This window comes from Massilia timonae CCUG 45783 (assembly GCF_000315425.1).
GTDB lineage: Bacteria > Pseudomonadota > Gammaproteobacteria > Burkholderiales > Burkholderiaceae_D > Telluria > Telluria timonae.
In genome coordinates this window covers 364,863-376,193 of record NZ_JH992925.1, presented here as the reverse complement: position 1 = coordinate 376,193, position 11,331 = coordinate 364,863, and the positions used below count along the sequence as shown (strand labels likewise).

Sequence of the window (11,331 nt, the reverse complement as noted above, 5' to 3'; positions counted from 1 at the left end):
GGGGCGGCGGCTGGCCTACAGTGGACACATCGACACACCGACCACCCCTCACTACTCACTAAACGGAGCCGCAAAATGAACGTCCTCAAGCACATGGAAGCCATCTTCATCGCCGCCGCCCTGGTCGCCGTCCCGGCCGGTTACCTGGCCAGGATTCCCGACGCCCATGCAAGCAGCTACAACGTCAGCGATGCCGCCGTCGCCAGCGGCGACAAGATGGCGGTCGTCAAGGTCAGCGCGAAGCGCCTGGACGCTGCCGAAAAATCGCAGCTGCTGGCGGCGGACACCGTCACCGTCGGGAGCCGCATGTGAACGCCGCAGGTCGGATCGCCTGCGCCGACGCGCCGCCAGGATGCGGCGCGCGGCGGCCCGAAGCTGCGCCGCCCGCTGATCTGTTTCAGTTGTAAGAACTTGCTTCAAACGCCACGTTTCGTTTCCCGGATTGCTATATTGCAGCGCATCCGCTCAAGGATCTGGAGACGAACATGAAATCCCCTATTTTGATTGCAGCCCTGGTCGCCATCGGCGCCGCTGCCTTCACCCCGCAAGCCTCGCACGCCCAGCCGCATATCTCGGTCGTGATCAACACCGCGCCGCCGGCGCCCATCTATGAAGTCGTGCCAGCGCCGCGCCGCGGCTACGTCTGGGCGCCCGGCTACTGGGAGTGGCGCGCGCACCGCCACCACTGGGTGGGAGGCCACTATGTCGCCGCGCGTCCCGGCTATGTGTACGCCCCGCCGAGCTGGCACCATCGCGGCGGACGCTGGGTGATGGAGCCGTCGCGCTGGAACCGCGGTCCGGCCCACCATTATGGCCCGCCGCCGGGCCACTACCGCGACCATCGCGACCGCCATCACTACAAGCACGACAAGCACGACAAGCACGACCGCCACCATGGCCGCGACCGGGACCGCGACGGCATCCGCGACCGCCATGACCGCGACCGCGATGGCGACGGCGTGCGCAACCGCCACGACCGCCGCCCGGACAATCCTCACCGCTACTGAGCCAGGGCGCGGCCGGGATGCGGCTCAGGGCTTCAGGTGCTTGTCGAGGAAGGCGAGGATCTTGGCGTTCGCCACGGCCGCATTCTTTTTCTTGGAGAAGCCGTGGCCCTCGTCGTCGAACACGACGTACTCGACTTCCACCTTGTTCTTGCGCACCGCCTCGACGACCTCGTCGCTCTCGGCCTTGATCACGCGCGGGTCGTTGGCGCCCTGGATCACCATCAGCGGCTTGCGGATGTGATGGGCGTGAAATAGCGGCGAGGTCGCGACCAGGAAGTCCTTGTCCTTGACCGGGTCGCCGATCTCGTCGTACAGCGCCTTGCGCTGCGCTTCCCAGTACGGCGGGATGCTTTCCAGGGTGCGCACCCAGTTGCTGACGCCAAAGATGTCGATGCCGACCTTGAACGCCTCGGGCCGGAAGGCCAGCGCCGCCAGGGTCATGTAGCCGCCGTAGCTGCCGCCCATGATGCCGATGCGCTCCGGATCGATATAGCCCTGGCTGGCCAGCCAGGTCTTGGCCTCGACGCAATCCCACAGCGGCTCCATGCCGTGCTTGCGGTCGTCGGCGCGGAAGAAGGTCTTGCCATAGCCCGAGCTGCCGCGGTTGTTGATGCCCAGGACCGCATAGCCGTGGTTGACCAGGTACTGGATCTGGGCGCTGTAGCCGCGCATGGTCTGGCCGCCCGGCCCGCCGTGCACGAACACCACCGCCGGCACTTTCGCGCTCGGCGACGCGCCCTTCGGCCGGTAGTAGATCGACGGGATCACCATGCCGTCGAAGGACTTGAAGCGCACCACCTCGGCCTCGACCAGGTCGTTCGGATCGATCTCCGGGTTCAGGCTGCGCGTCAGCTGGGTGGTCTTGCCGTTCCTGAAGTCGTGCACGTAGAGGTTGCTGGGCGAGCGGTCGCCGTTGAGGTAGAACGCCATCAGGTTGCCGCTCTCCGAGAACGTCACCTGGCGCATCTCGCCGCCCGGCAGCCTGGGCAAGGCCACCGGGTTGCCGGCATCGTCATACAGGCGCACTTCGATGCTGCCGTCGCGGTTGACCATGCTGACGCGGTGGCGGCCGTTGCGCGAATAGCCGGTGCCCAGCAGGTCCCAGTCGGCTTTCTCGACGTCGCTCGTCGCGCCGCTGGCCAGGTCATAGGCCTTGATGCGCGCGAACTCGCCTTCCGCATTGCTCGTGAACAGCAGGCGCTTCGACGCCGGGTCGAACGTCTCGGCCGAATGACTGGCCGGCTCCTTGTGCGGCGTGACGTGCTTCATCTCGCGCGCCTGCACGTCATACACATAGACGTCGCTGTCCGACGTGGTGGCGGGCTTGTTGAAGGCCAGCCAGTTGCCGTCGCGGCTGATGCTCGAGACGTTCATGCCGCTGTCGTTCCTGTACACCACCGTGCGCGCATAGGTGGCGGCGTCGTACAGGTACAGATCGAAGAACTTCGGATCGCGCTCGTTGGTGACGACGTAGAAGCCGCTGCCGTCCGGCTTCCAGCCCGCGAACGAGGCTTTCAGCTTGTCGCCCGGCGTGAGATCACGTTCCTTTCCGTCGAGTTCACGCACATACAGGTGGTTCTGCTCGTTGCCGCCGCCATCGCGCGTGAACAGGATGCGGTCGTCGTTGTAGAAGTAGCCGACGGCGTAGGTGGTGTCGGTCTTCGACGCGGTCAGCGCGCGCGGCTTGCCGCCGCCGACGGGCAGCGTGTAGGCATTGAAGATGCCGGACTCGTTACTGCTGAACAGGATCTGCTTCTCGTCCTTGCTGAACGAGGCGCCGGTGAGCGAGGTCGTCGCCATGAACTGCTCGATGGTGTAGCGCTTGACGGCCCGGGCGCGCGGCCTGGCCGACGCGGCCTGGGCGAGGGCCTGCACCGGCGCCAGGCCGGCGCCGGCGAGCATGGCGAACAGGGACAGACTGACAGCTCGGCGATTCTGACGCATACCTTCTCCTGTGGTTGAGTTCAACGGGATGAGTGTTTCAAAAGTCTTAACACCTGTCAACAATCGCGAATCGGTTATGCTCTCGCCATGATCGATCTCGCCATCCTGCAAGCCGCCGCCTTCAAGACCGAGCTGTCCGCCGCCCGGCGCCTGACGGCGCGCACCGGCATGCCGGAGGCCGATGCCCTGGAACGCACCCTGACGCTCAGCGCCGGCAGCGCCGGACTGGCCAGCCTGCTGTCCGCGCGCCAGGCCCAGCGCCGGCACGCCGAACTGCAGGCCGCGCGGCGCCAGGCCAGCGTCGCCGCCGCGCGCACCCGCGGCGCGGGACCGGAGGCCAGCGCCTGGCGCGCCTGGTTCGATGGCTCGGCGCGGCCGAACCCGGGCCGCTGCGGACTGGGCGCCGTGCTTGAAGGGCCGGCCGGCCAGCGCTGCGAACTTTCCGTCGACGGCGGCCATGGCAACAGCAGCGAAGCGGAATACCGCGCCCTGAATGCCGTGCTGCGCGCCGCCATCGACCATGGCGCGACCGACCTGCTGGTGCTGGGCGACAGCCAGGTCGTGATCGACGACGTCAATGCCCCCGATGGCGCCAGCGCGCCGGCGCTGGGGCTGCTGCGCAGCGAGGCGCTGGCCCTGCTGGCCCGCCTGCCGCAGGCGCGGCTGCGCTGGATCCCGCGCCACAAGAATGCCCGGGCCGACGCGCTGTCGCAGCGCGCCATGCCGCCCCTCACCCTGGAACAGGAAACATGACCGACACAAGCAATACCGATCTCGCCGGCTGGCGCACCAGGCTGGCCGCCATGGCCGCCGGCAGCGCCGACACCGACGGCGCCCACGACAGCGCCCACCTCGACCGCGTCTGGCGCACCGCGCAAGCCCTGCTCGTCAACCACCCCGAGGCCGACCGCCTGGTGGTGCTGGCCGCCTGCTACCTGCACGACCTGGTCAACCTGCCGAAGAACGACCCCGAACGCGACCAGGCCTCCCGCCGCTCGGCGCGGCTGGCGCGCCACCAGCTGGCCCATCTCGGCTTCCCGCGCGAGAAACTCGACGCCGTGGCGCATGCGATCGAGGCGCACAGCTTTTCGGCGGCGATCCCGGCCGAGACCATCGAGGCGAAAATCGTGCAGGACGCCGACCGCATGGACGGCCTGGGCCTGGTGGGGCTGGCGCGCATGTTCTATATCGCGGGGCGCATGGAAAGCAGCCTGGCCCATCCAAGCGACCCGCTGGGCCGGGACCGCGCCTTCGACGACCGCCGCTATAGCCTCGACCACATCATGGTCAAGCTGCAGAAGCTCCCGGACATGATGCAGACCGACGCCGCGCGTGCACTGGGCCGTGAACGGCTGGCCAAGCTGCTGGCCTTCCGCGAGGAATTCGCGGCCGAATGGAGTGGAACCTGGACCACAACCTGGACCACTTGTAGCAATGCTAAGATAGACGAACTGTATTGACCGAGGTGTCCATGACCAGTTCGACCGCAGCACCGCAAGCTGTCCCCGGCAAACTCAATTTCGTCCTCGTCTGCGTCTTCATCGACATGCTCGGCATCGGCCTGATCGTCCCGGTGCTGCCGCTGCTGCTCGACCAGTTCGTCGACGGGCCGGACAAGCGGGCCTTGTGGTACGGGGTGCTGGCGGCAACCTTCGGGATCCTGCAATTCCTGTTCATGCCGGCGCTTGGCGCGCTGAGCGACCGCATCGGCCGCCGTCCGGTGCTGCTGTACTCGATGGCGGGCATGTGCCTGAACTTCCTGGTCACCGCCTGGGCGCCCAGCCTGGCCTGGCTGTTCGTGGGCCGCATCATCGGCGGCATGTCCTCGGCCAGCATGTCGGTCGCCTCGGCCTATGCCTCCGACATCTCGACCCGCGAGAACCGCGCCAAGAGCTTCGGCAAGATCGGCGCCGCCTTCGGCCTCGGCTTCATCTGCGGCCCGATGCTGGGCGGCGTGCTGGGCGACGCCGACCTCCATTTACCGTTCTACGTCGCGGCGGCGCTGTCGGCGGCGAACCTGGTGTATGGCTTTTTGTTCGTGCCGGAGTCGCTGGCGAAGGAAAGCCGCGGACCGTTCAGGCTGGCGCGCCTGAATCCCTTCTCCGCCCTGCTGCGACTGGTGAAACGCGAGGACATCCGCGGCCTGGTGGTCGTGATCACCCTGGCCACCTTCGCCCAGATGATGCTGCAATCGACCTGGGTGCTGTACACCACCTTCCGCTTCGACTGGACGCCGCGCGACAACGGCATCGCCCTGTTCTGCGTCGGCCTCGGTTCGGTGGTGGTCCAGGCCTGGCTGCTGGGAAAACTGATCCACCGTTTCGGCGAGGTGCGGCTGTCGCTGATGGCCCTGGCGTCCGGCATGCTGACCTTCCTCGCCTATGGCCTGGCGACCCAGGGCTGGATGATGTACGTCTTCATCCTGGCCAACGTGCTGGCGTATGCCACCGGCCCGGCGCTGCAGGGCATCGTGTCGAAATCGTCGCCGCCCGACCAGCAGGGCGAGTTGATGGGCTCCCTGCAGTCGATCGGCAGCCTGGGCGTGATCGTCACGCCGCTGCTCGGCACCGCCATCCTGAGCGCGGTCAGCCACCTGCCCCCCGGCGACTGGCGGGTCGGCAGCAGCTTCTTCGTGTGCGCGGCGATGCAGGCGCTGGCGCTGGTGGTGGCGTGGCATTACTTTCGCAGCCATCGATATGCCGGCGTGAGGACCTGATCCATGTCGGCGCCCGTGCTTGCCGCGATCCTGTTCGCAGCCTTCCTGCACGCGGCCTGGAATGCGGCCCTCAAATCGCGTACCGACACCTTCATGGCGGCGCTGGCCGTGATGAGCGGGGCCGCCCTGATCGGCGCGCTGGCCCTGCCCTTCCTGACGGCGCCGGCGCCAGCCAGCTGGCCATTCATCGCTGCATCCGGCCTGATCCACATCGCGTATTACTCGCTGCTGGCCGCCTCCTACCAGCATGCGGACATCGGCCACGCGTATCCACTGATGCGCGGCATAGCGCCGGTCCTGGTGGCCGTGGCTGGCATCTTCTTTACCGGCGAAACGCTCCAGGCGGCGCAGTGGTTCGCCATCGGCCTGATTTGCGCCGGCGCCGCCGCCCTGACGTTCGGCGCCCGCGGCCATGCCTCGGGCGGCGTGCGCCCGACCGTGCTGGTGCTGCTCACCGCCGTGACGATCGCCGCGTATACGCTGGTCGATGGCCTTGGCGTGCGGCGCTCCGGCTCGCCCGCCGCCTACACCGCCTGGGTCTTCATCGCCAGCGGGATCGGCATCGCCGTCGTGTCGTGGCGCCGTACCGCCGGCCAGCTGCCCCGCTACATGCTGCTCAACCCGACGCTGCCTCTGCTGAGCGGCGTCGCCACCACCGTCTCCTACAGCCTCGCACTGTGGGCGATGACCCGGGCGCCGGTCGCGGTGGTCGCCGCCCTACGCGAAACCTCGATCGTGTTCGCCACCGCGATCGCGGTCTTCGTGCTGCGCGAGCGCGCCACCCGCGCCCGGATCTGCGGCGCCGCCTTCGTAACGCTGGGCGCGGCGGCGGTGCGACTGGCGTAAATCGTACTCTCACCGTCCAGGGCAAGAAACGCGCAGCGCCAGCGTCCGCCACTGCGGCGCCACCTGGGGTACACTCGACCAAAGGCTTGCAATGGAAATACCATTTCCATTCGGCACTACTATAGTGTACGCCCGTTATAATGCGCACTTTTCGAAGAAAGGCGATCGTCCGTGTCCCGTATAAAAGTCTTGCCGCAATACGTCATGCCGAAGCAGGCGATGACCAACCTTGCCGGCCGCGTCGCCGGTCATAAGGGAGGGTCGATGACGACCAGCCTGATCCGTTGGTTCGTGGGCAAGTACGGCGTCGACATGAGCGAAGCGGCCAATCCGGACATCGCCAGCTATCCCAGCTTCAACGAGTTCTTCACCCGCCCGCTGCGCGACGGCGTGCGTCCGATCGCGGCCAGCGACTACGTGTGCCCGGTCGACGGCGCCATCAGCCAGTTCGGCGACATCGACGACCACCAGATCTTCCAGGCCAAGGGCCACAAGTTCACGACAAGCGAACTGGTCGGCGGCGACGCGTCGCTGGCCGCGCATTTCCAGCACGGCCACTTCGCCAACGTCTACCTGAGCCCGAAGGACTATCACCGCATCCACATGCCGTGCGACGCGCGCCTGACGCGCATGATCTATGTGCCGGGCAAGCTGTTCTCGGTGAACCCGACCACGGCGCGCGGCGTGCCGGGCCTGTTCGCGCGCAACGAGCGCGTGGTGTGCGTATTCGAGAACGATGAATTCGGGCCCTTCGTGATGACCCTGGTCGGCGCGACCATCGTCGGCAGCATGGCCACCGTCTGGCATGGCGTGGTCAATCCGCCGCGCATGCCGCGCATCTGCGAGTGGAACTACGAGCCGGGCCAGGTCACCCTGAAAAAGGGCGAGGAAATGGGCCGCTTCCTGCTCGGCTCGACCGTCGTGATGCTGTTCCAGCGCGGCGCCATCGCCTTCGATCCGGCCTGGGCGCCGGAAGGCAAGGTGCGCCTGGGCGAACCGATGGGCGAACGGCCGCTCACCTCCTAGTCCTCCAGCGCCGCGCGCGCCTTGAAGGCGGCCACCGCGGCATGCGGGCTATGGCCCTTTTCGGTGCACGCCGATTCGATCATCTCCAGGAAGGCCCGGGTCTTGGCCGGCATCAGCTTACGGCTCGGGAATACCGCCCAGCCGTTGGCGGTCGGCATGTCCCATTCGGGCAGCACCCGCACCAGTTCACCGGTCTGCATATAGGGCTGGGCGAACAGCGTCGAGCTGAGCGCGATGCCGGCGCCGCGCGAGGCGATGCGCGCCAGCAGGTCGGGCGAATTCGCCGTCAGCCGCGCGTTGAGCGCGCGCTCCCAGCGCAGCTTCCCGCGCACCAGCGTCCACGGCGCGGCGCCACCGGTGCGGCTCAGGATGCACAGCACGTCGTGCGCGTCGAGATCGTCGGGATGCTCGGGGATGCCGCGCCGCGCCAGGTAGCTCGGCGCCGCGTACAGGCCGGGCTGCTCGAGCGTGATCGGGCGCGCGCTCAGGGTCGCGTCGTTCGGCAGGTCGCCCATGCGGATCGCGATGTCGAAATTTTCCGCCACCAGGTCGACCCGGCGCGGCGTCAGGTCCATCTCGAGCCTGACCGCCGGATAGCGCTCCAGGAAGCGCGCGATGACTTCGTTCAGGCCGCTGTTGGCGAAGTCGCCCGGCGCCGAGATGCGCAGCTTGCCGCTCGGTTCGCCCTGGCGGTGCTGGGCCAGCGCGCCGGCGGCGTCGACTTCGTCGGCCAGGCGGCGCGCGTGTTCGTACAGGCTGGCGCCGAATTCGGTGACCACCAGCTTGCGGGTCGTGCGCTGCAGCAGGCGTTCGCCCAGGGTCGTCTCGAGCAGCGCCAGGCGGCGCGAGACGGTCGACTTGGGCAGGTGGACGCGTTCGGCGGCGCGGGTAAAGCTGCCCGACTCGACGATCCGCGCGAACAGCAGCAAGTCATTCGGTTCCACGTCCATGATTGTCCCATCAGCAGAATAATGTTATCCATTCTACTGGCTTCCGGACTGATTTTGGAATTGCTAAAGTGTCCCCATCGAAACTCTCCACCAAAACGAAGGGGCTTACCATGAACATCCTGCACATCACCACCAGCGTTCGCGGCGACGCATCGGAATCGACTCGCGTCACCCAGCAGATCGTCGACAAGCTGACCGCCGCCAACCCTGGCGCGACCGTCGTGCGTCGCGACTTCGGCGCCCAGCCGCACCCGCTGCTGGACGGCGCCGCCGTCGGCGCCCTGTTCACCCCGGCCGACCAACGCAGTCCGGAACAGGCGGCGCGCGTCGCCCTGGATGACGCGCTGATCCTTGAAGCGCAGGCGGCGGACGTGATCGTGCTGGGCGCCCCGATGTACAACTTCTCGATGCCGGTGCAACTGAAGAGCTGGTTCGACGCGGTCGCCCGCGCCGGCGTGACCTTCCGCTATACCGAGACCGGTCCGGAAGGCCTGCTGAAGAACAAGAAGGTGTACGTGGCCGCGGCCCGCGGCGGCGTCTACGACGAAGCGGCCGACCCGCAGGTGCCGCAGATGCGCGCCCTGCTGAACTTCCTCGGCCTGAACGACCACACCTTCATCTATTCGTCGGGCATGGCGATGGGTCCGGAGGCCGTGGCCAAGGGCCAGGCCGCAGCCAACGCGGCCATCGCAGCCATCAACCCCGCACTGGCGTAATCTGCCGCCCGCCAGGCGGCGCAACCAACAGGAGAACAGCATGCACACCGCAGTTGCCACCCCCCCCATCCAGAAAACGCGCGGCGTCGAGCGCATCATCAACGGCCAGTTCGTGATGGACGGCGCGGGCGTGAAGATCAACCGCGTGCTGACCGGTCCCCTGCAGCGCCGCCTGGATCCATTCCTGATGCTCGACGCCTTCGGCAGCGACAAGCCGGGCGACTACATCGCCGGCTTCCCGGAACACCCGCACCGCGGCTTCGAAACCATCACCTACATGCTGGCCGGCCGCATGCGCCACCGCGACAGCGCCGGCAACGAAGGCATGATCACCGATGGCGGCGTGCAGTGGATGACGGCCGGCCGCGGCGTGATCCACTCCGAGATGCCGGAGCAGAACGAGGGCCTGATGGAAGGCTTCCAGCTGTGGCTGAACCTGCCCGCCAGCGACAAGATGATCGAACCCTGGTACCGCGACATCCCGCTCGAGGAAGTGCCGCGCTTTACGCTGGACGATGGCGTGACGGTGCAGGTGATCGCCGGCAGCACCCACGGCGTGAGCGGCGCCGTGCAGCGCGCGCATACCGAGCCGCTCTACCTCGACCTGGAGATCCCCGCCGGCGTGACGTTCGAGCAGCCGATCCCGGCCGGCCACAACGCCTTCGTCTACGTGTTCCGCGGCGAGGCCGTCATCGAGGGCAAGGGCGTCGGCCAGGCGCGCATGGCGATCCTCGACAATGCGCCCGGCGCCGACGGCGTGCGCATCAAGGCGATAGCAAAGACCCGCCTGCTGGTGCTGGCCGGACGGCCGCTGAACGAGCCGATCGCGCAGTACGGTCCGTTCGTGATGAACACCCAGGCCGAACTGCAGCAGGCAGTGGAGGACTTCCGCGCCGGCAGGTTCACTTGAACGATCGGCAGCAGGGCGCCCCCAACCGCCCTGCTGCCCCCCTATGCGAGGTTCCCGGCCATGCGCTACACTCGCGGGATGACACAAGCGCAAGACATCTCGTAATGGCACTGCTGGACACCCTCGGCGACCTGTGGTCGCGTGCAAGCCGGGCCATGGGCCTGGAAAATGCCGACCGCTTCCCGCCCGGCCACGCCTATCCGCACACCCGCTGGAACAAGGCGTATTTCGACATCCCGTCCGACTACAAGGCCGACCGGATGGAGAGCATCGTCTGCGCCGCGATCGCCAACACACCCTATGTGTTCGGCGAGATCCGCAATCCCACCCCGCGCATGCAGCGCGCGCTGCTGTCCATCATCGAATCGCGCCTGCGCCGCGCCGATGCGCCGGCCGACCTGGTGCATCTATTGATCAAGGCTTATCGTCAGCCGCATACGCCGGACATCGTGCCGGGATTGCGCGCCGCGATCGCGGCCAATGCCCAGTACGACGCCAATATCCAGGCGCATGCGGTGCTGGCCTATCTGGGCGACGCGCCGGCCGGGTTCGGGGTCATTGAAGCGCAGGGCTGAGCCGCTCCTCGACATAGGCCAGCCATTTGTCGTCGGGGTTTGCCCGGCCCTCGATGGTCGCGACGTGCTCGTAACTGCGCGCAGTGACCGGATGCCCGACGAATATGAGATACCGTTCGCCGACGACGAACCAGGGTTCGATGCTGCAGAGGTGCATCCGGGCGTAGCGGCCGCCTCCGGCCTCCCAGAATTCCTCGCGGCTTTGGTCGGCTTCGGGTCCCGGGTCATGGAAGGCGGTCGGCGGCGAGACACCCATGAGCGTGAAAGTCGCGCGGTCCGCGCCGCGCCAGCGCTTCTCGACCACGAATTCGTACTCGACCGGGTATTGCGCCAGGTATCGTTCGTCGTCCCGATTCGCGGGGCCGCTGTGCCCGGTCGCCGGATTCCAGCCCAGATAGGGCATCATCCAGGCCGGCGTGTCGCGTGGGCGATCTGGCGCGGCCCCGGGCCTGGGCGTCGCGCGCACCACCTTGACGAGCGAGACGTCGTTGGCGCGCGCGACCTGCTCGTGTGCGCTTGACCGCTGCGGCAGGAAACGGCAGGCCAGCGCCGGCTGGGCCGCGCCGGCAAGCAGCAGCAACCCAAGCAGCGCCCCGGTCTTCCGTCGCTTCATATGGCTCCTTTCGGATCGGCAGCGACAC

General features: G+C 67.5%; 13 protein-coding genes. 10 read left to right on the top strand and 3 right to left on the bottom strand.

Annotated elements, in window-relative coordinates:
- Positions 1–75: 75 nt before the first annotated feature.
- Together HMPREF9710_RS21925 and HMPREF9710_RS21920 are read left to right on the top strand one after the other, a co-directional pair.
- Entirely contained in the window at positions 76–312 is a 237-nt protein-coding gene (locus tag HMPREF9710_RS21925) for a hypothetical protein (RefSeq protein ID WP_005670032.1), read from the top strand.
- 173 nt (positions 313–485) lie between these two features.
- Positions 486–1,007: a YXWGXW repeat-containing protein gene (locus HMPREF9710_RS21920; RefSeq protein ID WP_005670030.1), complete on the top strand. Its 522-nt coding sequence runs from the start codon at positions 486–488 to the stop codon at positions 1,005–1,007.
- A gap of 24 nt (positions 1,008–1,031) precedes the next feature.
- On the opposite strand, the gene HMPREF9710_RS21915 is transcribed toward HMPREF9710_RS21920, so the two are convergent.
- On the bottom strand, positions 1,032–2,951 hold the full coding sequence (locus tag HMPREF9710_RS21915) for a S9 family peptidase (protein WP_005670028.1): 1,920 nt from the start codon (positions 2,949–2,951) through the stop codon (positions 1,032–1,034).
- An 87-nt stretch (positions 2,952–3,038) separates the two neighbouring features.
- Here HMPREF9710_RS21915 and HMPREF9710_RS21910 point away from each other — a divergent pair, with 87 nt between their 5' ends.
- From HMPREF9710_RS21910 to asd, 5 genes are all read left to right on the top strand, one after another.
- Entirely contained in the window at positions 3,039–3,704 is a 666-nt protein-coding gene (locus tag HMPREF9710_RS21910; RefSeq protein ID WP_005670026.1) for a ribonuclease HI family protein, read from the top strand.
- Positions 3,701–4,411: an HD domain-containing protein gene (locus HMPREF9710_RS21905; RefSeq protein ID WP_005670024.1), complete on the top strand. Its 711-nt coding sequence runs from the start codon at positions 3,701–3,703 to the stop codon at positions 4,409–4,411. The genes HMPREF9710_RS21910 and HMPREF9710_RS21905 overlap by 4 nt, the downstream gene beginning before the upstream one ends.
- 11 nt (positions 4,412–4,422) lie before the next feature.
- On the top strand, positions 4,423–5,667 hold the full coding sequence (locus HMPREF9710_RS21900; protein ID WP_005670021.1) for a tetracycline resistance MFS efflux pump: 1,245 nt from the start codon (positions 4,423–4,425) through the stop codon (positions 5,665–5,667).
- 3 nt (positions 5,668–5,670) lie between these two features.
- Positions 5,671–6,513: an SMR family transporter gene (locus HMPREF9710_RS21895; RefSeq protein ID WP_005670019.1), complete on the top strand. Its 843-nt coding sequence runs from the start codon at positions 5,671–5,673 to the stop codon at positions 6,511–6,513.
- A gap of 171 nt (positions 6,514–6,684) precedes the next feature.
- Entirely contained in the window at positions 6,685–7,539 is an 855-nt protein-coding gene (asd, locus tag HMPREF9710_RS21890) for an archaetidylserine decarboxylase (protein WP_503826226.1), read from the top strand.
- Here the strand turns inward: asd and HMPREF9710_RS21885 are convergent.
- Entirely contained in the window at positions 7,536–8,489 is a 954-nt protein-coding gene (locus tag HMPREF9710_RS21885; protein ID WP_005670016.1) for a LysR family transcriptional regulator, read from the bottom strand. The two genes, asd and HMPREF9710_RS21885, sit on opposite strands and share 4 nt — an antisense overlap.
- 110 nt (positions 8,490–8,599) lie before the next feature.
- On the opposite strand from HMPREF9710_RS21885, the gene HMPREF9710_RS21880 reads away from it, so the two are divergent.
- The 3 genes from HMPREF9710_RS21880 to HMPREF9710_RS21870 all read left to right on the top strand — a co-directional run bounded on the left by HMPREF9710_RS21880 (position 8,600) and on the right by HMPREF9710_RS21870 (position 10,690).
- Positions 8,600–9,205: an FMN-dependent NADH-azoreductase gene (locus tag HMPREF9710_RS21880; RefSeq protein ID WP_005670014.1), complete on the top strand. Its 606-nt coding sequence runs from the start codon at positions 8,600–8,602 to the stop codon at positions 9,203–9,205.
- Positions 9,206–9,245: 40 nt separating this feature from the next.
- Positions 9,246–10,115 (top strand): pirin family protein, encoded by an 870-nt coding sequence (locus HMPREF9710_RS21875; protein WP_005670012.1) that lies wholly within the window; start codon positions 9,246–9,248, stop codon positions 10,113–10,115.
- A 104-nt stretch (positions 10,116–10,219) separates the two neighbouring features.
- Positions 10,220–10,690 (top strand): hypothetical protein, encoded by a 471-nt coding sequence (locus HMPREF9710_RS21870; RefSeq protein WP_005670010.1) that lies wholly within the window; start codon positions 10,220–10,222, stop codon positions 10,688–10,690.
- Here HMPREF9710_RS21870 and HMPREF9710_RS21865 read toward each other — a convergent pair.
- Entirely contained in the window at positions 10,671–11,303 is a 633-nt protein-coding gene (locus tag HMPREF9710_RS21865; RefSeq protein WP_005670009.1) for a hypothetical protein, read from the bottom strand. The genes HMPREF9710_RS21870 and HMPREF9710_RS21865 overlap by 20 nt on opposite strands.
- Positions 11,304–11,331 lie beyond the last annotated feature (28 nt).